This is a genomic window from Rhodohalobacter sp. SW132, assembly GCF_003390325.1.
In the GTDB taxonomy this organism is placed as follows: Bacteria; Bacteroidota; Rhodothermia; order Balneolales; family Balneolaceae; genus SW132.
In genome coordinates this window covers 43414-69701 of sequence record NZ_QUOK01000015.1, presented here as the reverse complement: position 1 = coordinate 69701, position 26288 = coordinate 43414, and the positions used below count along the sequence as shown (strand labels likewise).

Genomic DNA, 26288 nt, shown 5'->3' with positions numbered 1-26288 from the left:
ATGAAACTTTATACAAACGGCGTGATGTACAAAGTTAACATCCATCAAAACCGGGCTGACCTTCCGTACCTCTTCTTTTTACACGGTTTTATGGGCTCATCCAAAGTGTTTGAACCGGTTATCAGCAGAGTCCGAGAGACGTGTAACCCTGTCACGATCGACCTTCTCGGCCACGGCGATACGATCATCAGCGATGAAGTGAATCCGGATCGATTTGCTGCCCAGAACCAGGTCGCCGATCTGCTGTCTGTTCTCAATCGACTGAAGCTGCCTGACCTTTTTATTTATGGCTACAGCATGGGCGGACGCCTCGCACAGCATCTTGTGGCTAATCATCCCTCCTATTTTTCAGGGTTGATCCTGGAGAGCACCCATTGCGGAATTACAGATTCTAATGAGCGTGAAAATCGTGCAGCGACTGATGAAAACCGGGCGCAGGAGATTGAAGAAGATTTTGAATCGTTTGTTGATGAGTGGATTCGCCTGCCTCTGTTCGATTCCCAAAATGATGAGTCGGAAATCAATTATGAACAGATCATCAGACAGCAAAACCCAAAATGGATGGCTGCTTCACTACGGGGTTTCGGGGCCGGTGTGATGTCTCCCGTTTGCAAAACTCTTGCTGATTTAAACCATCCGAAACTCCTGATCGCCGGAAAAATTGATCAAAAATATGTTGATAAGATGACTCAAATGGCTCAACTTTGCAGCAATGCTACAGTAGAAATTATTGAAGATGCCGGCCACCGGGTTCATGCCGACCGGCCGGAACAGATTGCCAAAATATTAACTCAATTTTTAAACAGCCATGTCTGACTGGAAAACGGTAAAAGAGTACGAAGATATCACATACAAGAAATCAAACGGTGTTGCACGGATAGCCATTAATCGGCCTAATATCCGAAATGCATTTCGGCCGAAAACTCTTTATGAAATGGAAGAGGCACTGATCGATTCTCGTGAAGACACTTCTATTGGTGTCATTCTGCTTTCCGGAGAAGGTCCCGCAGATGATGGCGTCTGGTCGTTTTGTTCGGGCGGTGATCAAAAAGTACGCGGCAAACGGGGCTATGAAGGCGGCGACGGCGTGCAGCGACTGAATGTTCTCGATATCCAGCGGCTGATCCGTTTTATGAGTAAGGTTGTAATCTGCGTCGTCCCGGGCTGGGCGGTTGGCGGCGGCCACAGCCTGCATGTGGTTTGCGATTTGACCCTTGCCAGTAAAGAGCACGCTATTTTCAAACAGACAGATGCCGATGTAGCCAGTTTTGATGGCGGCTTCGGTTCGGCACTCCTCGCCCGGCAGGTTGGGCAGAAACGTGCCCGCGAGATTTTCTTTCTCGGCCGAAGTTATTCCGCTCAGGAGGCATACGAAATGGGAATGGTGAACGAAGTGGTTCCCCACGAAGAACTTGAAGAGACCGCATATCAGTGGGCACAGGAAATTCTTGAAAAAAGTCCGACCGCCATCCGAATGATTAAATTCGCTTTTAATTTAGTGGATGACGGAATGGTGGGGCAGCAGGTATTTTCGGGCGAAGCGACACGGCTGGCCTACATGACCGATGAAGCTGAAGAGGGACGCAACGCATTTCTGGAAAAACGAAAACCCGATTTCAAAAAATTCCCCTGGCTTTCACTATGACTTTTTGGTGTCCAGTTGATCAGGTGAGAATGGAGTCTGTAATATAATCGGGTATAATACCGGTGGAGTTAATTTTCATCTCAAAGTTTTCCGGGCGAGTATTTCCGGAAAGTACCAGCAGCGTTTTCAGGCCAAATTTATTTCCGCCCAGGATATCGGTATGCAGCGTATCCCCCACCATCAGGATATCACTTTTGGAAAAGTTACCGTACTTGTTGATATCGTCATACGCATACATGAACATCTGGGAATCTGGCTTTCCGAAACGGATGAACTTCTGGTTCAGAACTGATTCTATCAGCCTGGAAATCCCCCCAATTGCCACGGCGACATCATTGTTAGAGATCGGATAGTATTTATCGGAGTTGGCAACAATCACCGGAAGGTTTTTGCGCCGCAGAAAATTCACCGTTTTGTTGATCCCTTCATTCCAGTCAAAGCCTTCATCATCCAGGAAAACAAAAGCGAGAATATCGTCGATATCCTCCAGGTCGATTTCAGCTACGGGAACCGGTTCAATCCCAAACTGCAAAAAATACCTTGCAGAACTTGGTGTGCCGAGGTAGGCAATTTTCCCCGTTTTAATTTTCAATTCCAGGAAATGCCTGGCAAGCATACCGGAGGTGATAATTTCACTGCTTTTCAACGTATTAAGCCCGATGTTCATGAACATCTCCACCTGTTCATCCTGGCTGCGGGATGCATCATTGGTGAGTACACGCAAAATTTTACCCTCATCGCGCACGTGTTTGATCGCAGTTTCCACGCCATCAATCAAACCCTGATGATTTTTCAGTACTCCGTAGGAATCTACAAAAACTGCCTTATAGTTTGAGATAATTGATTTAAAAGATACTTTTTCCATAATAGCTGTTACTGATAGTTAATCGAAAATCGTGCGTAAAAGAGGCTCTGCATCAAACTTCTCCTCTATGGTCGGCAGGTGATTGTTATACGCTTCCTGCTGCAGCCGGTTGGAAAAGACCTCATGAAAAAAGTAGCGGCCGTACTTTACAACATAATTGAGCAGAAAAAACCGGTACGTTTCCGGAAGGAACCGTATTTCAGCTTCCGTCAGCGGATACTCTTCGTGGTACGCCTTCAGGAAAATCATAAACCGTTCCTCCATAAACCGGTCAATATCATAGCTGAAAGTAGTCTGATCACCAACATCAGAAACAATTCTGCTGAAAAAATAAAAATCCATCATCCTCGAACTAACGCGGAACCAGTCGTAATCCCAGCGCGAATGAAGTGTCAGCTGCTTGGTCACCGAAAAGTTGCCAATGTTCCAATCTACAAAGACCGGGATTGTTTCAAAACTTTCCGCATTCAGTTTTGCTGAATTTTCAAGAAACATGTTACACTGCTCGCGGATCAGGTCTACGTGCATCCGGTGGTCGTGCTGACCCAATGGAGTTTGCAGGATCCGCTGCAGGTGTTCAATATCAATCTGCATTGTTTTCGATGATGGTGGCAGCGTATTTTTCACACTAAAACAAGCCTGGTGAAATTGTGCAAACGTACGACCAAGCTTTTTAATTTGTTCTTCGTTAAGCCGTTTCGGTAATTTTTTTCGAACGCGCATCGGCCGGTAGAACACAATCCACGCATCAATAAAAGAGTCGGTATGGCGATGAACAAAAAGCGTATTTCCTTTGATCAGCGATCGGGCAAGCACATTTTCAAACGGTGCCGGCAAATTATTTGACAGCGAATTTATAATGCTGTGATCTTCCACAAAATGTTCGAATTTGCCAAAATATGAGAGTTTGGCAATAATAATGTTGTGGTCAGAAAACTTTATCCGGTATACGTGATTAGTAGAAACCTTCGCACTGATGTCATCAATTCTGACAATCCGTTTGGAATCATCAAAACTCTTAACCGCTTCTCTGACAATCCCAATAAAATCAATTTGATTCATGAAGTAATTTCAGATGATTTCAAAATATCGTTTTAACTCCCAGTCCGTTACGGCTTGTGAGAATTGTTTCCATTCCCACTCCCGTGTGTAGATGAAATGTTCCGTAAATGCTTTACCAAAAAGTTCAGCCGGAAGATCGGATGCCTTCATTTTTTCCGTGGCATCTTTCAGTGTGGCCGGCAGTTGTTCGGATGTATCCCGGCTGTATTCATTTCCTTCTGTCTGAGGTGTATTTAAAGTAAGCCTATTTTTGATGCCGTACAATCCAGACGCCAGAGCCGCTGCTATTGCCAGGTAGGGATTCGCATCGGCGCCTGGCACGCGCGTCTCCAGGCGGGCAGCTTCGGGCCCTGATGCGATCACACGCAGTGCAGTCGTCCGGTTATCTACAGCCCAGCTGACGCTCGTAGATGCCCATGAACCTGAAACAAATCGTTTGTAACTGTTTACCGTTGGAGCATACAGCGGCAGGATATAGGGAAGGCAATGAAGCTGACCCGCGATATAGTGCTCCATCAATTCAGAATACTTTTCTTTTCGTTCTTCATCATAAAAGAGGTTTTTACTTCCATCCTCATCCCACAAGCTCTGGTGTATATGACCTCCGCTGCCCGGCAGATGATTGTTCCATTTCGCCATAAAACTGGGCATGATATCAAACCTTGAAGCGATCTCTTTCACTCCATTTTTAAAAAGAACACTTCTGTCGGCAGCTTCGAGAACTGTGGTATATTCGATACACGCTTCATATACTCCGTCACCCGTCTCTGTATGAATTCCTTCCACCGGAACATGAAACAGGCTCAATTCCTCAGCCAGTGCGTTGAAATAATCGTTCTGTTGTGATGCACGAAGCATTGAATATCCGAACATACCCGGTGTGAATGGCGTTGGATTTACGCCCCCTTTTTCACTTAATGATTGTGGAGTTTCACTGAAATTATACCACTCATATTCACTTGAAAAAAAAGGACGGTAACCCATTGAATGGCATTCCTTCTCAACTTTTTTAAGGAGTGAACGCGGACAAACTCCGCTTAATTCTTTCGATTGATTAAAATCAGCCAGGAAAAACGGAGTATCGTTTTCCCACGGAATTGCTCGAAACGTTCCGGGATCGATGGTCACTTTTGAATCGGGAAAACCGGTGTGCCAGCCTGTAACTTTTGAATCTTCATACACATTGTCATTTACATCCCACCCAAAGATAACATTGCAAAATCCGGTGCCGCTGTGAAGTGCTTTCAGGAAAATTTTCTTCGAGATCAGCTTTCCGCGCAACACTCCGTCAATATCCGTTACAGCTACTTTTATGTGATTTGACGGATGTGATTCAATTAATCCCGCAATTTCATCTTTCGTGTATTTCATGATGTACGTTTTCTGATATTTACCCTGTGGGACTCTTCGGATTTCTATTAAAGATTCTAAAGAATGTACACTCTTTACGGGATGAATTAAACTTCGGGGGCAGCAACATTTTCCATAAAAATACCTGCTTTACTGATCAATCTAAATTCTGTTTGCAGGCAAAAAAAAGCCCCACCTGGAAAAGATGGGGCTTTATTATTCATAGCAAATGCAAAGAATAAATTACGGCTTAACGTTACGTACCGTTTTAATAATTCGTGAAGCTACTTCATACGGGCAGGCATTTGAAGCGGGACGACGGTCTTCCAGACGTCCTTTCCAGCCATCATCGATCGTAGAGATCGGAATCCGGATAGAAGCTCCCCGGTCAGATACACCATAGCTGAATTTGTCGATAGACTGCGTTTCGTGTTTACCTGTAAGTCGCTTGTCGTTATCAGCACCGTAAACATCAATATGTTCTTGGATGTGCTTTCCGAACTCTTCACAAATCTTTTTCATATTTTCCTCGCCGCCGGTATCTCTCATGAAACCGTTGGAAAAGTTGGCGTGCATTCCTGATCCGTTCCAATCCGTATCACCGAGTGGTTTCGGATGCCAGTCTACTGCAATTCCATACTTGCGTGCGGTTCGCTCTATCAGGTAGCGGCCAACCCAGATTTCGTCACCGGCCTGGGCTGCGCCTTTTGCAAAAATCTGAAATTCCCACTGTCCGGCTGCAACTTCGCCATTTGTGCCCTCAACATTCAATCCTGCTTCCAGGCAGATATCAAGATGTTCGTCGATAATTTCGCGTCCAAAAACATTCCTTGCTCCAACGCCGCAATAGTAGAGGCCTTGCGGTGCGGGATACCCGTTGATCGGAAATCCGAGGGGGCGATTTGTTTCAGGATCTACAAGGAAATATTCCTGTTCAAAACCAAACCAAAAATCGGTGTCATCTTCATCAATTGCAGCTCTTGAATTCGTTTCGTGCGGGGTACCGTCTGAATTCAGAACTTCAGTCATCACCAGGTATCCATGCTTCACATCAGGATCAGGATAGATCGCAACCGGTTTCAACAGACAATCAGAAGAGCTCCCGGTTGCCTGGAGAGTTGAACTTCCATCAAATGCCCAAATGGGTGCATCTTCAAGTTTTCCGCTAAAATCGTGTATAACTCTGGTTTTACTTCTCAGATGCTGAGTAGGCTCATATCCATCAAGCCAAATGTATTCAAGTTTAGAGTATGCCATGCGTTCGTGGGTATTTGTAGTTTTATAAAGTTGATTGGTTGTTTAACTGCCTGAGCCTTCGGAGCCTGTGCAGTAAACGTCAACCAGCTTGAGTTAAAATTCAAAAACAGTGGTAAATATATTGACCAGATGAGTATTAACAAAATTTTTTTAATCAATTCAGATGTAGTTATTTACTAAAGAAATTCAAACTGATTATTTCTTTTATTTATTACCGTAGAAGCGCTTCCGAGTTAACAATTTAAAGTATACGACTGAACTAACGGTTTGCTAACTGAACTTTTTTAGGGTGCACCAGATTCACTATCTTCATGAAACCAAAATACTCACACCACAATTACCACTTAAACCTTTGAAAAAGAATAAAATAGAGCTCTGGCTGAGCGCATCCCGCCCTAAAACCCTGGCGGCTGCAGTAGTGCCTGTATTAACCGGCGCCGCGATCGCCTGGAACCATCAGCTTTTCCGTTTTGACACCACATTTGTCGCCCTGTTTTGCGCCCTCACTATCCAGGTCGGTACCAATTTTGCCAACGATTATTTCGATTTTATAAAAGGTGCCGATACCGATGAACGTCTCGGTTTTGAACGGGCAACGGCTGCCGGACTCATCACCCCCAAAGCGATGCGAAATGCTACAATCGCCGCCATGCTTATAGCTTTTTTTGCCGGGCTTTACCTTGTGTGGATCGGCGGCTGGGTTGTACTTCTGATCGGGCTCCTATCGCTCCTTTTTGGCGTGCTTTATACCGGCGGCCCCTACCCGCTTGGATATAATGGACTGGGTGACCTTTTTGTGTTTATCTTTTTTGGAATCGTTGCTGTAACAGGAACGTATTATGTGAATGCTTTGAGCTGGTCAGTAACCTCTTTCTGGGCCTCCATTCCGGTTGGCGCACTCTGTGTAAATATTCTGGTTGTAAATAATCTCCGTGATATTGAACAGGACCGGGCGGCCAATAAACGAACCCTTGGGGTGCTATTTGGTGAAAACATGCTGAAGGCTGAGTACACCGCAATGCTTGTCCTCTCATACTTGTCTCTTTCATTGATGCACGTTTTAACGGATGCCTCCGGATGGATTTATCTCGCCTACCTAACCCTATTTCCAGCCTACAAATTGAATCAAACGATCTGGACCAACATCGATAAAAAAGAGCTAAACGATACCCTTGCTGAAACAGCCCGATTGATGATGATGTTTGGATTTCTGCTCGCTGCCGCTTTTATCATTGATACCTATGTTTAGCCTCTACAGATATCGACTCCCTTTTTCCGAACGGTTTACCACCGCTGCCGGCTCCTTTGAAAACAGAGAAGGATTTATTTTACGTTATCGAAATTCTCAATGTGACCTGATCGGGGAATCAGCTCCGCTCACTGGTTTTTCTTCTGAAAACCATAAACAGGTTCAAACTGTTTATTCAAATTTCAGAGGGTCGATCGAGGAGTTTTATTCTGAACCATTCACCCTGGATTCACTCGCTCATTTTACATCTGCATTACCTCAAATTCCATCCTTCCAATTCGGCGTTAGCAGCCTCGGGTTGATGCTGCTTTGTCATCGAAGCAACCAATCGCTGTCAACCCTTTTAAATCATTCCGTTCAAAATCAGCTTGAAATCAATGCCGTTATCGGAATAGGTGACAGAGATTACATTTTAAACCGTATTTCTGATGGCGTTGATCAGGGATTCAGAGTGTTCAAAATTAAAACTGGAAATCAACCGGGTGAGTTAGCTCAAATTCTGAATAACGCCTCCAGCCGGTTCCCTGGAATTCAATTTCGAATTGATGCCAACCGTTCCTGGCCACTTGAACAAATCTCAATTTTATCGGAACTGTTTGCTCATCTTCCGGTAGAGTATCTTGAAGAGCCGGTTAGGCTTACAAACATCCGTCAAATAACCGAAATCACGGAACGCTCACATCTGCCAATTGCGCTTGATGAATCCATTCCAAAATTCGGATACGCAAATGTTTTCCGATTCGAATCTGAATCACTCTTTTATATTCTTAAACCTATGCTGCTTGGAAATTTAATCCCTTTATTTGCAACAATTTCCCGTTACGATCATCTTGTAGACAGAGTGATTTTTACCACTGCTCTTGAATCTATCGTTGGAAGGAGGTTCATTACACTTTTAGCCGGCATATTCGGCAGCCGAATTTCGGCGCACGGATTAAATACCGGAGACTTTTTTTCGTATGATTTATCGAAGACATCGGATGACAAAAACCATGCGCTTTTAGATAATGTTTCCGGTCAATCGATTGTACCGTTTAACTCTTTAGATCCTGAACGCCTCGAAAAACTTTTTTGAAATGAGTTCCCAAAAATTGAATTATCCTGAATTTTCACTACCTGACCCCAAGAAAAGCTTCCTGGCTTCGGAAAAAACGATATACGATTATTCGCACCTTTATGGATTTTGTTCAATATTCGCTAAAATGTGCAGCGAGAACAACATTTCGGAAGATCGTCCGCTGGCCCTGCTTAGCCGAAGCAGTGATGAACTGATTTTTGTGATTGCCGGATGCAATCTACTGAAAATACCATTTATCGCGCTCAACCCCGACCTGACCGATGCTGAGCTCCGGGACCAAATCAATATCAAAAAGCCCGGTGCATTTTATACAGATTCTGAAAACCGGGCCAGGGCTGATGATTACCCGGTTTTAGATATCGCAAAACGTGATCTGAATGTAATTGCATCTGAAAATACAATCGAGAAACCCTCTTCTGATCCTTCACTCCCATTCGGATATTTTTTCACTTCCGGATCTTCCGGGAGACCAAAACTGGTATCATTACTGCGCAGACAGATAATTTTTGCAACACAGGCATCCGCAATCAACTTTAAACCTGACCCCGACCGTTTTTGGCTGCTCTGTTTACCGCTCAATCACATAGGCGGAATATCAATCGTTATTCGATCTATTCTGTATCATTCGGCGATTTTCAGGCTGGACAGTTTTGATGAGGATCAAATCCGAACTTTTCTGTCTGAAAATCGCCTGTTCCAGGTCGCTTCTCTGGTTCCAACGATGCTTCAGCGCCTGCTTGATGAACCGCTTTTTCAGCTGCACCTTGAATTTAAAGCACTTCTTCTTGGTGGCGGCCCTGTTCCCGATGGGCTGATAGACCGAGCGCTTGAGCGGGGTGTACCGGTTGTTTCGAGTTACGGAATGACAGAAACCTGCGCGCAAATCGCAGCTAATCCGATGCTTCAGCCCCGCGGAATGTATCACCCTAAAAAAAGCGTGGGAACTATTTTTAAACCCAACGAGGTTCAGATACGTGATCCTAAAAACGGATCCGTTCAGCCGCCGAATGAAATCGGCCAAATTTGGCTGAGAGGACCACAAGTGATCGATTCTTACCCCGACCCTGCTCTCAACTCACGTGTTTTTGATGAAAACGGCTGGTTCAATACCGGTGATATCGGCCACCTGAACCGAAGGAAGCAACTTTTTATCAAAAACAGGCGAACTGACAGAATCATCACAGGTGGGGAAAATGTGGATCCGGTTGAAATTGAACAGATTCTTGAAAATTTCGATGGGGTGATCCGGGCAGCAGTGACCGGGATATCAGATCCTGAATGGGGACAAAAAGTTGTTGCCCTGCTTGAAATAAAAGACGAAGAATCATTTGACCCTGAATGGTTCTCTGGTGAGCTAAAAAAACGTGTGTCGGGATACAAAATCCCAAAAGAGTATGTACCTGTTCATAAAATTCCCACCACATCTTTGGGAAAAATCAGGCGTGGCGAACTTTTTAAGCTCTATCAGAAGAATGAAAAAGATCCGAAATTCTGAAATAACAAGCATTCCTGCAATTAAGAAAATATTGTTTTGGTACGATAATCAGATTTAATCACAGTCTGACTCTCAAAACAACTTTTCCTGCGTGTTCTCACTTATAAAAACAGTTTGTCGCACGTTACCGTTATGGATCGTATTTCTATGTGTTCCTTTGATTGTATCAGCTCAAAGCGGCCAAACTAAATCCATATCTATTCATATCTCGGCCAATTTCCAGAATTCTATCGAACTGCTCACCATTCAAACGCTAGATTTTCATGGGTTGGACCGGCAGAATCCTGTATTGAGAATTAGCCCCATTTCAAGTGGAAGAGCAGGGAAAATGATTGCCAGTGGTCTGCCCGGAAGTGAATTCAGGCTAAATTACATCCGGGACTTCACAATCAGGAATCCAGATGGTCCAGGTTCAATCGCTTTTCGGTACCGCATAGCCGGTAATCACCTAAACGACCAAAACTCGGCTGAACCTCTGGAGCAAACCACAAGGGAACTTCAATTTAATGAGGATGGGGAATTTTTTATTTGGATTGGGGGTGATGTTGATCTGTCGAATGCTGCCCCGGGTATATATGATGGTGAATTTACCATAGAAATTGAATATATCTGATGACTAAAGCTATTCATTATATTACCAATGGTTCACCTTTTGATTCGTTAAAATTGCTTCTGGTGAGTCTGGGAGTACTCGTCATGACAATGATGAATCCGTCAGACGGAATTTCGCAGGAGATCAATTTCAGTGAATACGGAACTTACACACTTCATCTTGAAAATGTAACACTTTCAGACCTGCAGTTTGATGGCGCGGTGGTCAGAAATGGCGGTGTGTACGAGATTTCACTAACTGAAGCAGTTTCTATTTCAGCAATTGGAGTTCATTACCTGGATATTCTGGTTGACATCAATGGAACTGGAGAACTGTTGCTGAACGGTGATCCATCATACAGCGGTGATCCTCTCAGGAGCATTCCATTCACAATGAAAGCAGGCTATGCAAACCGCGGAATCAATCAGGTGTCGGATGCCGAATATATTCATGTAACCGGAACGGGAACAAATAATATTGGGAACGCCCGTTTTCCGATTAAAGCCCGTGAGTTTCAGCTCCCCGGCCCGCCTCCCATTCCACAAAGTGGTGATTTCAACCAGGAGTCTGTCAACAGTGAAGCGTTTATCTTCCTTTATGGTGAAATTGATGTGGGTAATATTTTTGCAGGTTTCTATTCCGGCTCAATCACCGTAACAATTGAATACCAGTAAAAGGCCTACGCTTTGAAATTTCTCGTTTTCACATTTTCGATCCTCCTTAATTGTGCTGCTTTTAATGCTGGTTCAGCACAGTTTTTGAACTTTCAGATTGAAATTGAGCCTGAATCTGAAGCTACCGTAGAACAGCATCTTGATTTTGGAATGATTGAGACTAATTCGGGCCATCATCATATCGGGTTTGATAGTTCCCGTGCCGGCGTATTCAGAATTAATACATACCAGGCAAGTCAAATTCTGTTAACTTTAGAATCCTCTAATGTTCTTAAGCACGCCCATAATGCGTCCGATAACAGGATAAATCTATCTCTTAATGCATTTTATAGAGATGGGGAGAACTACAATGAATCAGCTCAGCCTATACGTGAAGGTATAGAACAGATAGAATTATCAAATCGTGAATACAGTAGTGGAGAACAGGAGTATTGGAGTGCCCTGTGGATTATTATCGGTGGATCAATCGATGTTGACGATATACTGCCGGGACTGTACACGGGGAAAGCAACACTTACTATCTATTACGAATAACTGATACAGAAGGCGGAACTAAACCTGTTATTTCACACCTGCCATGTGAGATTACACTCGATTACCGAAAAAAACTTAATTACGATGAAAAAAATCGCGCTATTTACTCTACTCTCTCTCTTTTTTGCCCATGGAGTTTACGCTCAGGAAGCAACAGAAACCATTGACGTAACAGCCACTGTAGAAAGTGCGCTTGAATTCGTTACAAACCCTGCCGTTGTGGAATTTGGAAATATTCAATCCGGTCAGCAAGCTGTAGTGGATTCTAACCCACTCGGATCTGCTGATATCAACGCAACAACTCCGCAAAGAGCTCAGATTTCCATTCAAAATGCCTTAAATGAAGCGTTTAGTGTTACCTTTGGCAACGGAATTCTGGCTTCGGTATCAAACAGTCATACGATCTCATTTGTGCCCTCCATATATGTTGTTTCCGGCACATCAGTAAACGGTAGTACTTCAAATGATGAAACCTTAACATCCGGAAATACAATAGAAGCAGACGGCACCGGCGAAAATATTATTCTGAGCATTGGTGGTTCGCTTGAAGCCGTGGATGCCATACATTCAGGATCTTACTCTACAACAGAGGCAGGCGGGCAGAGTGTGACAATAGAGTTTACTCTGACAACTCTTTAAACCAATCACGTGAATTCAGGTAGATGAATCTACGGCTTGATTTTAGCTTTCGAATCAAATGAAACAATACATTTTCTTACTGCTCATTTTCTTTTTCTTTCAGTCCGGAGAGGCACCTGCGCAGGTTACAATTTCACCAACCGCGGTTTTTCTGGATCCGGGAAGCAATGTAGGATCTTTTTATGTATCAAATCCTTCAGAAACACCGGTTGAGGTTCAGCTTTCATTTGAATTTGCATATCCTCAAACCGATTCACTTGGCAACGTTACCCTTAATTATATAGATGAAGATTCGGAGGATCGATATTCTTTAAAGCCTTACATACGAGCATTTCCAACTACGTTTATGCTCGATTCCGGCCAGCGACAAACCGTTCGTCTGATTGGTCAGATTCCAATTAATAAACCGGACGGTGTACACTGGACCCGCATGCGTGTCTCATCAAGCCAGCTCTCTCCTTCTGTTGGTGAAACGGATGACACATTGGTATCTGCACAAATTGCATTTCAAATCGACCAGGTGACGGCTGTATTTGCAAGAAAGGGGGCGACTTCAACCGGACTTCAAATAAACGGTACAGAAATTCTTAATAGTGATGATAAAATAACGGTATTAACTAACGTCAACCGAACCGGGAACGCACCATTTATCGGATCCGTACAAAACGTAATCCGTAATGAAGATGGTGAAATTGTTGAACAGCGAAAAAGTTCTACGTCTGTCTACTTCAACAACCATCATCGTGCGATTTTTAATACGGAAAATTGGCCTGCAGGTGAGTATTTGATCGAAACAAAATTTATTTCCGAACGCAGTGATATCCCGTCACGCAATCTGGTTCAATCTATTCCAGTTTCAGAGAAAACGCACTTCACTATAAAGTGAGGTACTTTTATCTCAATAGGAATTTGCTTCTATTGACCATATTGGTACTTTTAGTTACTACAGAAACTGCATCTGCAAAATTCGAAACCAATAGTGAAGTTCTGTTGCAGTTTCGTCACCAGCAGGTAATTAATACCTATATCCCCGCACTTTATCACCAAAACGAATTTTATCTTCCTGCCAGTCAGCTTTTTGATCTTCTTGAAATTCAAAACCACTACAACTCTTCTCAAAATGAGATTTCAGGCCGGTTTTCAGATTATGGAGAATACAGGATTTTAATTGATGATTTGACTGCTGAGTTTCAGCATTCATCCTCAACTTTCCCCAAAAATTATTTACTCATACGGCCAGACGGAATCTATTTTCACCCAGATATTTTCAGTCAAATATTTAATCTTCATTTCAGTGCGGATTTTTCATCCCTTTCACTTACACTGAATACTGATATGGATCTTCCGGTTATTGCGCGCCGAGATCGTGAACAGCGGAGACGTCAGCTTGAACAGTCTCAAAATCAACTCTACAGAACCTACTACCCTCTGCAGTTCGACAGGAACAGACGTCTGTTTCATGCCGGATTTTTAGATTATAACCTCTCTGGTAATTACTCAGCTCAACGCACCAGTTTTCTTTATAATACGGCGTTTGGAGCCGAAGTAATTGGAGGTGATATCCAGGGAAATATCCATGGATTCCACTCAGAAACCGCCAGTGTGCTGCGCTCTTCAAATCTACGCTGGAGATATGGAATTCGTAAAAGCCCGTACCTGACCACTATTACCATCGGGCAGACGAACTCAAGAGGACTGAACCCGGTTGCCTTCACCGGAATTTCGTTGAGTAATGAACCACTCGAGCCACGCCATATTTATGGTCACACCTACTTATCAGGTACAACCGAAGCAGATGCTGAAGTAGAGTTATATCGGAATCAATCTTTGGTTGGCTTTCAGAACGCTGACCAATCCGGAAGATACAATTTTGAGCTGCCGCTAACGTACGGAAAGTCCAGCTACAGTATCCGCTCATACGCCCCATCCGGCGAGTTAATTGAACAGAATCGCAGAATCAGAATACCGTTCACATTCACTCCTCCCGGAGTAGTCAATTACACACTGCAGGCGGGCAGACTCGACAACCCTGTTTCAGGATCGATTGATCGCGGGCTAATGGGGCAATCTTCCATATCTGCAGGTTTATCAAGTCGAATAACCGTTTCGGGCAGTGCCGAATATTTTGAAGATTTTCACGATTCAGTGCCCACATTTTCCGGTCAGCTCTCTACCCGTTGGTTTTCAAACTACCTGCTTTCGGCAGAAGTTGCATCTGATGCATTCTACCGGGGATCATTCAGCGTGCTCTATCCTTCATCTGCAAGTTTGACCGCGGAGTATACACACTATACCCGGATGGGTGGCCTCTACAATCCTTCTCGAAACCGATCAGATATCCGCACAAATTTCTTTACCCCGATTTCTGCCGGCCCTCTCCCTATGTTTATTCGTATTGCATATACGAATGAAAGACGGGAGCTTACATCCATTACCCGCTACCGAGTGGACTTAAATAGCCGGCTTGGACGCACCAACCTGCGATTTGGCTACAGGGATACCCAAATCGGCCAACCCGCTTTTGAGACCACCCCATCGGCCCGTTTAAATGCTGCAATCACCTACACCATGGGCAGATCACCCACCTGGCCTTCGATTCTAAGAGGAGTTTTTGTGAGAGCCCAGACTAACTATATCCCCTACCTTCAGGAAATCGAAAATAGTGAGCTGCAGATTTCGCGAAATATGATGAACAGTGGACGTTTTCATCTGACAGGCGGCAAAAATTTTATTGGGGATTTCACATATGGACGGGTCAGTATTACAATCGATTTTAATGCATTCCGGTCGAATTCATCCGCTCGGACAACCCGCGGCAACTATTCTGCCACGCAGAGTTTTCGAGGCTCGATTGGTTTGGACCCGGGGAACAGAAATGCCTTTATGGATAACCGCCAGCAAGTTGGGCGCTCAGGTGTTGCCGTACGAATGTTCCTTGATCACAACAATTCAGGACAATTTGAGAATGGCGATGAACTGCTATATACCGAAAACAGAACAGTCCAGATAGAGCAAGCTACAGGCAGAATATCTTCAAGAAACGGTATAAATTATATCAGCCAGCTCCAGCCATACCGACAGTACAATGTATCGGTAAATAAATCATCCATCCACAATCCGTTGCTGATCCCCGGTATCGAGCAGTTTTCATTTGTTTCAGATCCCAATCAATTCAAAACGATCGATATACCGGTATATATGACCGGCGTAGTGGATGGATCGGTACTGAGATATCTAAACTATGAACGCACTGGGATTCCCGGTTTAAAACTTTTGATTGAACAGATCGATGCGCCAGATGGCAGGGAGCCTCACCGGCAGGAGATCCGAACCTTTTCCGACGGAAGTTTCTACGCCTATGAAATTCCACCGGGAGATTATAGCATTGCGGTTGATTCTTCACAGCTTGAATATATAGGGTTACAAATGCCCCAGAAAACACCTGGGTTCACGCTATACGCAAAACCTGAGGGTGATTTTATCGAAGGACTCGAAATCATTTTGCAACCTGAAAATGCTTCTGAACATATGGTTCCAATATTATCTCGCAGTGAAATCGACGGGTTTATTGTCGAAACCGGTGAATTCACTAATCAAAGTGAGTCGATACGTGTCCGGGATGAATTGATTCGGATCGCTGGGATAGAGTTTATTGATCTTTTTGATACTAATAGTCAACTTTTCAGACTCCAGAGTAAGGAATTTATCACGCCATTAGAGATACAGGAACTTTCAGACGTAATTGATGAAATTGAGCATCTGCAAAGTTTGCGTATTCACTTTATGGGACAACCAGGAGGCCGCAATGTACCCCGACAAACGGAAGATGCCGTACGTATACAGCTTGGAGCATATAATTCACCTCAGTATGCAGAACAATTCATCCACACGTTAGAAAGTCGAACCGGTATTAAAAGTTACCTGGAATATAATAGCAGCAGAGGATTCCATTTTGTGTATGCAAATCTTACATATAATGAACTTGATCTAAGCAGCGCACGGCAAATTTTAAATCCTGTGATACCGCTTCATAGTTATATGATAAGCAGTATACCTTATTTCACAAACGGGTACATGAAAACAGAATACAAGGTATATACCGGAATATATGGGGATCGGGACTCAGCAAAAGCTGCCGCTAACCAATTCTCTGCACTCAGCAGAACCTCCCCGGAGATTGTAGAGTTACCAGGAGAAGATTTTGTGCTCTACCTGAATCCCAATGAGGCAAATCTTGAAAGTGCCCTGAAGCTTCAGAATATACTTATAGAGAATTACGGTCATACCAATTCTCATATCGTGATTATCACAAGAGAATAGCATGACGATTAACGTATCGAAATCATCTTAGAGGTATTATAGTTTTGCACATACAATACTCATGGTTTATTTGTAATGTGTCAGGATGCGATATGTACACTCTTTTATCTGTTCTACACAATTTGACAAACCTGGGTTGTCGGCTCTTATAAACAAACGATTCAAGTGTTTAACTACGAACAAAAAAAAGCCTCAACAAGTGCTGAGGCTTTTTTTGTTATGTCATATGATTAGTTAAAACGAATTACAGCATCATCGCAAGCGGATTTTCGAGCATCTGCTGCAGCGTGTTCAGGAAGGCCGCGGCTTTTGCACCGTCCACTACCCTGTGATCGCTGCTGAGCGTCATCTTCATCCGTTTGCCCGGCACAACTTCGCCATTTTTCACTACAGGAACGTCGCGAATGGCACCTACTGCGAGAATACAGGCATTTGGTGGGTTGATAATCGCGGTAAATTCCTCAATTCCGAACATTCCAAGATTGGAGATGGTGAATGTGCTTCCTTCCATCTGTTCCGGCTGAAGCTTGCGATCACGAGCCAGACCTGCCAGTTCTTTAGTTTCAACAGAAATCTGACGCAGATTTTTCTTATCGGCGTGACGCAGTACCGGGGTCATCAAACCTTCATCGATGGCCACAGCTACGGCAACATTAACGTCACCGTGTTTTCTGATGACATCATCCAGCCAGGAAGAGTTAATAGAAGGATTGCGACGGAGTGCAGCAGCGCATGCTTTCACTACAATATCATTAAAGCTGATCTTTACTTCGCTCACTTCATTAAGTTTTGCGCGTGCTTCGATCGCTGCTTCCATATCCACATCAATCGTTTCATAGAAGTGCGGATTGGTAAATTTACTTTCTGAAAGTCGTCTGGCAATTGTTTTTCGCATCTGAGAAATTTTCACATCCTCAGATTCTGCATCTTCAAATGACGGAACTTCAACGCCGGTCTCTTTCTTTTTGGAAGGCTTATAATTTTCAATATCCCGTTTAATGATTCGTCCTTCGGGTCCTGAACCATCAACAGCCGAAAGTTCTATGCCTTTATCTTCGGCCATCTTTTTAGCAAGAGGCGAGGCTTTTACACGCCCATCATCAGAAGAACTCTCCTTCTTTTTCTCCTTTTTCTTGCCGTCGACGCCTTCAAGAATCGGATCGAAAGAATCTTTTGAATCTTTTTTCTTCTCATCAGTATCATCATCTTCATCTTCCTTTGAATCAGATTTTTTCTTCTCATCTTCAGAATCTTTTGAATCGCCTGATGAATCCTCGCTATCGCCAAGAAGATCACTGATATCTTCGCCTTCTTCACCGATAATTGCCATAGTGCCGCCAAGAGGAACAGCGTCGCCCTCTTCTACCATAATTTTCAAAATCGTGCCTGCATCAAACACTTCAACTTCCATTGTAGCTTTATCGGTTTCGACTTCAGCAATTACGTCGCCCGATTCAACTTTATCTCCCTCCTTCACATTCCAGGAGGCGATTACACCCTCTTCCATGGTGTCACTCAGCTTCGGCATTTCAATTTTTTCGGCCATAGTCAGTTAAATTGTCAAAATTAATAAGGATACAGTTTCAATTCGGTTTTGCACCAAACATTAGGAAGCGGATTGGCAAAACGCAAAAGTGAATGTGAAAAGAATGATATTTTCTCATTCACTTCTGCTTTTGCCGCACAATTACTTCCGGTAGGTTACGGTGTTTACAGCTTCCACAATATTTTTCGCATCCGGCAGCCACAGATCAAACAGCGGTTTCGAAAATGGAGCATTCACATCCGGCAGAGTTACGCGCTGAACGGGAGCATCCAGGTAATCGAACGCTTCACGCTGAATCAAAAATCCGACTTCAGAAGCCAGCCCGCCAAACGGGTGAGCTTCATCCACAATCACACAGCGGTTTGTCTTTTTGATGGATTCAATAATCATCTCGATATCCAGCGGTTTGATGGTTCTCGGATCTATGATTTCTGCTTCAACCCCATCCTTGGCAAGCTCTTTTGCCGCATTTTGTGCGATGTGATACATTTTTCCAGTCGCAACGATTGTGACATCATCACCTTCGCGTTTGATTTTTCCCTTGCCGATCGGAATCGTGAAATCTTCCTCATCAGACACCTCACCCTTCAAGCCGTACATCTGCTCCGATTCCATAAACAGTACCGGATCTTCATCACGAATTGCAGATTTCAATAGTCCTTTCGCATCACCGGGTTCGGATGGATAGATCACTTTTAACCCGGGAAACATGGCGTACATCGAGTCGTATGCTACCGAGTGGGTGGCACCAAGCTGACCGGCTGACGCATTCGGGCCTCTGAACACAATGGGGATCGAAACCTGGCCGCCAAGCATATACCGGGCTTTTGAGGCGTGGTTAATAATTTGGTCTGCTGCCAGAACGGCAAAGTTAAACGTCATGAACTCTATGATTGGCCGAAGGCCGTTCATTGCGGCTCCGACGCCAATTCCGGCAAATCCGAGTTCTGAAATAGGTGTATCGATCACCCTTTTGAATCCATATTTATCCAGAAGTCCTTCGGTTACTTTGTAAGCTCCGTTATATTCCGCGACCTCTTCGCCCATAACAAATATGGACTCATCCGTTGCCATTTCTTCGTCGATAGCATCCCGGATCGCTTCTCTAAATTTTAATTCAGCCATTTTTCAGCTTCTTGGTTAGTTAAATTTTTTGATTATTCGTGCAAATGCAGATTATTTGTGGAAGTGTGGCTCTCCGGCGAACATATCTTCGTAGAGCGCATCATCTTCAGGGAAATCTGATTCTTCGGCAAAATCTACCGCTTCGAGCACCTGGTCTTCGACCTTGTCCTGTATCTCTTCGATCTTTTTCTCGTCAGCAATATCCTTATCCAGGATATACGCTTTCAGCCGTTCGATCGGATCGATTTTCTGATACTCCTCGAGTTCCTCTTTGGATCGGTATTTCTGCGGATCAGACATGGAGTGACCGCGGTATCTGTAGGTTCGGATTTCTACAAACCAGGGCATGCTGTCTTTACGAACTTCTTTGGCAATTTTCTTCATCTGCTCGTAGACCGTGAAAACATCCATTCCGTTGAGTACGGTATTTTTCATTCCGTACCCGTTGGCGCGTTCATGAATCTCGTTTACGGTGTGGCGGCGAGCTGCGGTACCCATCGAGTAGCCATTATTTTCCACAACGTAGATGGCCGGCAGTTTCCAGAGCTGACTCATATTCAAAGTTTCGTGTAATGCACCCTGGTCTACGGCACCATCACCAAGAAAGCACGCCATCACGCGGTCATTTCCATGGTATTTATTGGCAAATGCGATTCCGCCTCCAAGCGGAATGTGTCCGCCAACAATTCCGTATCCGCCCCAGAAATGATTTTCAACTTTGGCAAAGTGCATGGAGCCGCCTTTGCCTTTTGAGCATCCGGTAGCTTTTCCATAAAGCTCAGCCATTCCTTCATTTGGAGTTACCCCGCGCACCAATCCCCAGCCGTGATCGCGATATGCGGTGATGATGTCATCATCATCATTAAGGGCAAACACGGTACCGGTAGAAACAGCTTCCTGACCGATATAGAGATGCAGGAAACCACCAAATTTCCCTTTTTGATACATCTGCATGGCGCGCTCTTCAAACCGGCGCTGCAGGAACATCTGCTCAAACATTTCGAGCAGCTGATCGTTTTTTAAACCAAGCTGTTTGTGAGTTTTTTTGGTGGGATCGGGCAGATCAACTGCCTTGTCGATTTTACCATCCTGACTTTTATTAATGCCGATAGGTGCAAAAATTGCTTCGTCCTTTTTCTTGGCCATCATTCAATGATTACGTTCAATTCAAATTTTTTAAAGACTTAGAGTATACCCAAAATTTCAGATATTTTCAGCCTTTCATGTTAACTGTTCCTTAATCCACTTTTCGGCTGTGCCGAACGCTTCGCCAATCTTATCAGGGAACCGTCCGCCAGCCGTTGCGAGTTCAGGCTGACCGCCGCCGCCGCCGCCGACAATCCTGCCCAGCTGTGATACCAGTTTACCAGCCTGCAGCCCTTTTTCGTTTAGATCAGGGGTGATTGCAGCCATCAGAAATACTTTTCCTTCGCTGTTCTGAGATGCAAGCACAAACACAGACCCGGAGTCTTTCAACTGCAATGCCCTGTAACCCATCTGCTTGAGAAGATCCATATCCGCACCGGGAACTTCGCCGGTATAGAGCGAAACTCCGGCTGTTTCGGTGCCCTCTTCCAGAATCTGGTCCAGCGCGCCGGAAGCATCTTTCTTTTTCAGTTTTTCAATCTCTTTTCCAAGATCACGATTTTGAGCGATCAGTTTTTCAATTTCTGCAGCGGGATTTTCACTATTTCCAAGCATAGCCTGAATTTGTTTGAGAGCGCTCTTCTCATTTCTGATCAGCTTGTCTGCTGCTTTTCCTGCCACAGCCTCCACTCTTCGGATTCCGGCTGCCGCTGAGGATTCGTGCAGAAACCGGAAGTACCCGATTTCACCGGTCGCACCGACGTGCGTTCCGCCGCAAAGTTCCATTGAAAATTTGGGATCGAACGTGACCACGCGTACGCGATCTCCATACTTTTCGCCAAATAGCATCATGGCACCGCGCTCCCGGGCCTGTTCAATATCCATTACCTGGACATCCTGTTCGATATTTTCCTGGATTTTCTCGTTAACCCGGGCTTCCATTTCATCGAGCTGTTCCGGGGTTACCGCCTCAAAATGTGAAAAATCAAACCGAAGCCTTCCCGGCTCTACCAGCGATCCTTTCTGTACCACATGATCCCCGATTGTTTCGCGCAGAGCGGCGTGCATCAGGTGGGTTGCGGTGTGATGTTTTTGGATCTCCAGCCGCCTTTCACGATGTACTTCTGCGGTCCAGGTTCCGGAAAGGTCATCAGGAATACGATCAACAATATGTTCAAATCCCTGCGGAGTTTTCTGAACATCTTTCACCCGAATCACTTCACCGTTGTTTTCAATGGTACCGGTATCGGCAATTTGTCCGCCCGATTCTGCATAGAATGGAGAGCGTGTCAGCCAGAGCGACGGCCGCTTTTCATCGCGATTCACAGCTGCAATGGCTGCTTCAGATATCAGGTGATCATATCCGGTGAATTCAAATGTGTAGTCTTCGATCAGCAGTTCAACATTCTTGCCGCTTTCACCCGCTGCAAACTTTCCATCCGCACGGGCCCGCTCTTTTTGCTGCTTCATCAGGGTTTCAAACCCGTCTAAATCTACATCGATCCCTTTTTCACGAGCCATCAGCTGGGTGAGGTCGATTGGAAATCCATAGGTATCATGCAGTTTGAATGCATTTTCACCTGATATTTTATCCTCACCTTCGGTCATCTCCTCAAAAAGCTCAATTCCCTGTCCCAGCGTTCTTAAAAAGCTCTTCTCCTCAGCTTTGATCACATTTTGCACGTATTCAACCTGCGATGCCAGCTCCGGAAATACACCTTTGAACTGCTCGGCCAGCACAGGCACAATTTGATACATGAACGGTTTTTTCAGTGCAAGGCGGTCCCATCCATACCGGACAGCCCGGCGTAAAATTCTGCGAATCACATATCCGCGGCCGTCATTCGAGGGTGATGCCCCATCCGCGATGGAAAAGCTTACCGCACGGATATGATCAGCAATCACACGCATAGCGATATCCGTTTCCAGGTCGTGTCCATACGGTTTGCCGCAGATTCCGGAAATGAATTCCAGAAGCGGTTCAAACACATCGGTATCGTAATTTGAAGTTTTTCCCTGCAGAACGGCGCAAATTCGCTCAAATCCCATTCCAGTATCCACGTGCTGATCGGGCAGGTTACTGAGTTTTCCTTCTTCATCCCGAAAAAATTGGATAAACACCAGGTTCCAGATCTCCATCACCCAGGGATCGTCCATGTTCACCAATTCGGCGCCGGGCTGTTTTTTCCTCTCTTTGTCCGGCCGTAAATCAACATGAACTTCTGAACAAGGCCCGCATGGACCGGTTTGCCCCATCTCCCAGAAATTATCTTTTTTACCAAATCTGAGGATGTGATCCGGGTTGATATCCGTTTTCTTTTTCCAGAGTTCAATCGCTTCTTCATCCACCGGGAGGCCGTCTTCCTTATCCCCGCCAAATACGGTTGCATATAAACGGTCCGGTTCGAGTCCCCATCGATCCACAAGAAGTTCCCACGCCCATTCGATCGCTTCCTCTTTAAAATAGTCGCCGAACGACCAGTTGCCGAGCATCTCGAAAAGCGTGTGGTGATAGGTGTCGTGCCCCACCTCGTCTAAGTCGTTGTGCTTTCCACTTACACGAATACAGCGCTGTGTATTGGCTGTGCGGCTCCAGATTTTATCACCGGCTTTGTATCCCGGCTCATCCCCGAGGAAAATAGCTTTGAACTGGTTCATGCCGGCATTCGTAAAAAGCAACGTAGGATCATTTTTAGGAACTACTGGAGCACTATCTACGATCAGATGTTGTTTTTCTTCAAAAAAATTAAAAAAGTCTTTTCTGATCTCGTCAGAGGTCTTCACAGGCATAGAGAAAAATTGGTTAGAACAGTATTTTTTTACAGCTTATCAAAATAGAAAAAAAAGGAGTAAACCTCACCCCATGTTCTGCTGCCGGATCTAAATTCTTAACATACGGTTACGTATATTGCAGGATCTATCTTAATCAGCCGCTAATCGAACCCGATCCATGAAAAAATTACTGAATTACTTTTTAAGGGGTCTTCTATTTGCCTTTCCCCTGTTCGCCACATTTTTCATTATTACCATGCTGGTCAACTGGATTGACAATACGCTATACAGCATACTTTTTGGCTGGCTGCCGTTTGATATCCCCGGCCTTGGAATTATAACCGCATTTTTTCTGATTGCAATTCTTGGTTATCTCGTCACCCAGGCATTCTCCCGTTCACTTCTCTCCTATTTTGAACAGATGCTGGAGCGCACCCCATTTGTGAAAATTATCTACACTGCGTTTAAGGATCTCACTGAAGCATTGGTTGGCGAAAAAAAACGATTTAACCGTCCGGCGATCGTTCGGCTGACAGATGGTGTTGACAGGATAGGATTTATCACCGAAGAGAATTTGGAAGAGTATGACATTCATAACCGGGTGGCGGTTTATTTCCCCCACTCCTATAATTTTTCAGGGAACCTTTTTCTTGTGGATCCCTCGTTTGTCACGCCGCTCGATATCGATCCGTCGGACGCACTGAAATTTACCGTTTCCGCAGGTGTCACGAATATCAACAGCTACAACAATAACAGTAATACTGTGAAATGAGTCAGTCTCCATTTTCTGCAGCTGAATTGAACGAAATTCGTAAAATGTTTCCGCACACTTCTGCGGGATTCACGTACCTGAACCACGCCTCTATAAATCCATTACCGACCCCGGTACGGGAGACTGCAATGAAGTGGATTGACACCCGGCATTTCGGACCTGTTGAAAATTTCGAAGAGCTCGGAGATACGATTGAACTGGCCAGAAAAAGAGTTTCGGATTACATCCATTCCCCATCGCCCGGGCAGGTTACGTTTATGGGAAATACATCGGATACAATTTCGGCGGTGGCCAACGGACTTGAGTGGAATAAAGGAGATGAAATAATTCTGAATACGATGGAATTTCCTGCCAACATTCAACCCTACCGCCGGCTTGAATCGCAGGGTGTAAAATTACACTACATACCTCACTCGGATCATAAAATTAGTGTTGATCAAATTCGAAAATATATCACCCCAAAAACGCGGCTCGTTTCGATAAGTGCCGTTCAATATTTGAGTGGATTCAGGGCGGATCTCCGGGCGATAGGTGAGCTGTGTAAGGAGAATGAAATCCTCTTCGTTGTGGATGGAATTCAGGCGCTCGGTGCCGTTCCGATTGATGTGACTGCCTGCCATATCCATGCACTCGGCACGGGCGGACATAAATGGCTGATGGCCCCAATGGGTGTCGGGTTTCTCTTCCTGGCTGAAGAGATGCAAAAACAAATGAACCCGGTGAAAACCGGCTGGTTGTCCGTGGAAGATCCGTGGGCACTAACGGAGTTCGAAAAAACATGGCTGCCAATAAGTCAGCACCTCGAAACCGGAACTCCAAATATTATAGGTATTTCATGTCTATCGACTGCACTGCAGTTATTTAATGATGTTAATATAGAATTAATTGAGAAACACATACTCCATTTAACGTCCTACCTGATAAACCGTCTCCAGGCCAAAAACAGATCTGAAATATCAATAATTACCAGTGTTAATCCTGAAGAGAGAGCCGGTATTGTTTCGTTCCGGATTCCCGGAATAGTTGATTCTGAACGCATGATTTCGGTACTGAAAGAGAACAAGATTATGATTTCCGCCAGGGAAAATTATTTCAGGGTTTCCCCGCATTTTTACAATACAGAAGATGAAATCGATAACGTACTCGACCACCTTTTTTCACACCTATGAAAATTGAATTACCCGATTTTAAAACCGTTTATAACGACGTAAAAGAACTGCTCGCAAACACCTTCAAAAAAGCTGTTGATGATGACATTCTCACCCAGGGTGCTGCGATCGCTTTTTATACCGTTTTCTCCATCGCCCCGCTCTTTATTCTGATCGTCTCTGTGTCGGGAATATTCTTGAGTGAAGAGTTTATCGCCATTCAGGTTGAGGAGTATATTGCCGAGCTTGCAGGAGATGATATTGCAGAAAATCTAAACCAGTTTCTTGAAGAAGTTTCCTACTCGGCAACCGGATTTTTTGCAACTATTATGGCTGCCTTTATTGTAGCGTTCGGAGCAACCACGGTAATCACTCAGCTCAAGCAAACACTCAACAGAATCTGGAATGTTGTTGATGTTGAAATCAATTCAATCTGGAATTTTTTACTCAACAGGCTCCTCTCATTTGGTGTGATTATTCTGATCAGTTTTTTATTAATTGCTTCGCTTCTCACCGAAGCGATAATCGGTGTTGTTACCGGATTTTTTACCCAGGCCGTTCCCGACATAAATCTCGATTTCTACCGCATCATCAGCGAATTGATGACGATCGCTTTTGCCGTGGCATTCTTCACACTGATCTTTAAAATCCTTCCCGATGTTAACGCCAACTGGTCCGATATTTTAGTTGGAGCAATTGCTACTACTATTCTCTTTCTGCTCGGAAAATATTTGATTGGTATTTACATGACCAGCTCCGCTATCAGTGCTACGTATCGCGCAGCAGGCTCACTCATTATTTTTATCGTGTGGGTCTACTACAATATTCAAACCATTCTTCTTGGGGCTGTTTTCACGCAGGTTTATACCGAAAAATTTGGAGGGAAGATTATCCCTTACAAGTTTGTGAAGATGAGAGAATCGCCCTACAAACGACGTGAACCTGAGTCGGCGGAGTCGAATTAAGCTCAAAACACTTTCAAGAGATAGAAGTACTTCAATTAAAATGTGAATAGTGAGCTATACATGGCAACTCATCAGATAAGTCATCTGAGAATTATATCCTGATCCAATTCGACT

22 protein-coding genes are annotated in these 26288 nt (G+C 44.5%); 14 read left to right on the top strand and 8 right to left on the bottom strand.

The window, feature by feature from the left end; all coding sequences use genetic code 11:
- A complete protein-coding gene (menH, locus tag DYD21_RS20025) occupies window positions 1-816 on the top strand; it encodes a 2-succinyl-6-hydroxy-2,4-cyclohexadiene-1-carboxylate synthase (RefSeq protein ID WP_116038800.1) in 816 nt (271 codons plus the stop codon).
- The gene (locus DYD21_RS20020; protein ID WP_116038799.1) at window positions 809-1645 is read left to right on the top strand and encodes a 1,4-dihydroxy-2-naphthoyl-CoA synthase; all 837 of its coding nucleotides are present in this window, start codon (window positions 809-811) and stop codon (window positions 1643-1645) included. The genes menH and DYD21_RS20020 overlap by 8 nt, the downstream gene beginning before the upstream one ends.
- Before the next feature lie 19 nt (window positions 1646-1664).
- Here DYD21_RS20020 and DYD21_RS20015 read toward each other — a convergent pair whose 3' ends face one another.
- From DYD21_RS20015 to DYD21_RS20000, 4 genes are all read right to left on the bottom strand, one after another.
- Window positions 1665-2510, bottom strand: a complete 846-nt coding sequence (locus DYD21_RS20015; protein WP_116038798.1) for an HAD-IIA family hydrolase — start codon at window positions 2508-2510, stop codon at window positions 1665-1667.
- Between the two features lie 18 nt (window positions 2511-2528).
- Window positions 2529-3572, bottom strand: coding sequence for a hypothetical protein (locus DYD21_RS20010; protein ID WP_116038797.1), 1044 nt, complete (start codon window positions 3570-3572; stop codon window positions 2529-2531).
- Between the two features lie 9 nt (window positions 3573-3581).
- Complete coding sequence (locus DYD21_RS20005) at window positions 3582-4943, bottom strand: glutamine synthetase family protein (protein WP_116038796.1); 1362 nt, start codon at window positions 4941-4943, stop codon at window positions 3582-3584.
- A gap of 222 nt (window positions 4944-5165) precedes the next feature.
- Complete coding sequence (locus DYD21_RS20000; protein ID WP_116038795.1) at window positions 5166-6179, bottom strand: glutamine synthetase beta-grasp domain-containing protein; 1014 nt, start codon at window positions 6177-6179, stop codon at window positions 5166-5168.
- 352 nt (window positions 6180-6531) lie between these two features.
- Between DYD21_RS20000 and DYD21_RS19995 the strand changes: the two genes are divergently transcribed.
- From DYD21_RS19995 to DYD21_RS19955, 9 genes are all read left to right on the top strand, one after another.
- Window positions 6532-7428, top strand: a complete 897-nt coding sequence (locus DYD21_RS19995) for a 1,4-dihydroxy-2-naphthoate polyprenyltransferase (RefSeq protein WP_116038794.1) — start codon at window positions 6532-6534, stop codon at window positions 7426-7428.
- Window positions 7421-8503: an enolase C-terminal domain-like protein gene (locus DYD21_RS19990; RefSeq protein WP_116038793.1), complete on the top strand. Its 1083-nt coding sequence runs from the start codon at window positions 7421-7423 to the stop codon at window positions 8501-8503. The genes DYD21_RS19995 and DYD21_RS19990 overlap by 8 nt, the downstream gene beginning before the upstream one ends.
- 1 nt (window position 8504) lies before the next feature.
- Complete coding sequence (locus DYD21_RS19985) at window positions 8505-10001, top strand: AMP-binding protein (protein WP_116038792.1); 1497 nt, start codon at window positions 8505-8507, stop codon at window positions 9999-10001.
- A gap of 157 nt (window positions 10002-10158) precedes the next feature.
- Window positions 10159-10614 carry a hypothetical protein gene (locus tag DYD21_RS19980; RefSeq protein ID WP_147303662.1) on the top strand — a complete coding sequence of 152 codons (456 nt, stop codon included), beginning with the start codon at window positions 10159-10161 and terminating at the stop codon, window positions 10612-10614.
- On the top strand, window positions 10614-11267 hold the full coding sequence (locus DYD21_RS19975; protein ID WP_116038790.1) for a hypothetical protein: 654 nt from the start codon (window positions 10614-10616) through the stop codon (window positions 11265-11267). Before DYD21_RS19980 ends, DYD21_RS19975 begins: the two co-directional genes overlap by 1 nt.
- Before the next feature lie 84 nt (window positions 11268-11351).
- Window positions 11352-11801, top strand: coding sequence for a hypothetical protein (locus DYD21_RS19970; protein ID WP_158607384.1), 450 nt, complete (start codon window positions 11352-11354; stop codon window positions 11799-11801).
- Between the two features lie 84 nt (window positions 11802-11885).
- A complete protein-coding gene (locus DYD21_RS19965; protein ID WP_116038788.1) occupies window positions 11886-12440 on the top strand; it encodes a hypothetical protein in 555 nt (184 codons plus the stop codon).
- Window positions 12441-12498: 58 nt separating this feature from the next.
- Window positions 12499-13326, top strand: a complete 828-nt coding sequence (locus DYD21_RS19960) for a hypothetical protein (RefSeq protein WP_116038787.1) — start codon at window positions 12499-12501, stop codon at window positions 13324-13326.
- Window positions 13327-13367: 41 nt separating this feature from the next.
- Window positions 13368-16760, top strand: coding sequence for a hypothetical protein (locus DYD21_RS19955; protein ID WP_116038786.1), 3393 nt, complete (start codon window positions 13368-13370; stop codon window positions 16758-16760).
- 244 nt (window positions 16761-17004) lie between these two features.
- On the opposite strand, the gene DYD21_RS19950 is transcribed toward DYD21_RS19955, so the two are convergent.
- The 4 genes from DYD21_RS19950 to alaS all read right to left on the bottom strand — a co-directional run bounded on the left by DYD21_RS19950 (window position 17005) and on the right by alaS (window position 23307).
- Entirely contained in the window at window positions 17005-18306 is a 1302-nt protein-coding gene (locus tag DYD21_RS19950; protein WP_116038785.1) for a pyruvate dehydrogenase complex dihydrolipoamide acetyltransferase, read from the bottom strand.
- Window positions 18307-18447: 141 nt separating this feature from the next.
- Window positions 18448-19431, bottom strand: a complete 984-nt coding sequence (locus DYD21_RS19945) for a pyruvate dehydrogenase complex E1 component subunit beta (protein ID WP_116038784.1) — start codon at window positions 19429-19431, stop codon at window positions 18448-18450.
- Between the two features lie 51 nt (window positions 19432-19482).
- A complete protein-coding gene (gene pdhA / locus DYD21_RS19940) occupies window positions 19483-20577 on the bottom strand; it encodes a pyruvate dehydrogenase (acetyl-transferring) E1 component subunit alpha (RefSeq protein WP_233505596.1) in 1095 nt (364 codons plus the stop codon).
- Between the two features lie 75 nt (window positions 20578-20652).
- Window positions 20653-23307, bottom strand: a complete 2655-nt coding sequence (gene alaS, locus DYD21_RS19935) for an alanine--tRNA ligase (protein ID WP_116038782.1) — start codon at window positions 23305-23307, stop codon at window positions 20653-20655.
- A gap of 160 nt (window positions 23308-23467) precedes the next feature.
- Between alaS and DYD21_RS19930 the strand changes: the two genes are divergently transcribed.
- Genes DYD21_RS19930 through DYD21_RS19920 form a run of 3 tightly spaced genes read left to right on the top strand, consistent with a single transcriptional unit; the run spans window position 23468 to window position 26174 of the window.
- Window positions 23468-24061, top strand: coding sequence for a DUF502 domain-containing protein (locus DYD21_RS19930; protein ID WP_116038781.1), 594 nt, complete (start codon window positions 23468-23470; stop codon window positions 24059-24061).
- On the top strand, window positions 24058-25230 hold the full coding sequence (locus DYD21_RS19925; protein WP_116038780.1) for an aminotransferase class V-fold PLP-dependent enzyme: 1173 nt from the start codon (window positions 24058-24060) through the stop codon (window positions 25228-25230). The genes DYD21_RS19930 and DYD21_RS19925 overlap by 4 nt, the downstream gene beginning before the upstream one ends.
- Window positions 25227-26174: a YihY/virulence factor BrkB family protein gene (locus tag DYD21_RS19920; protein ID WP_116038779.1), complete on the top strand. Its 948-nt coding sequence runs from the start codon at window positions 25227-25229 to the stop codon at window positions 26172-26174. The genes DYD21_RS19925 and DYD21_RS19920 overlap by 4 nt, the downstream gene beginning before the upstream one ends.
- The last annotated feature ends 114 nt before the right edge of the window (window positions 26175-26288 follow it).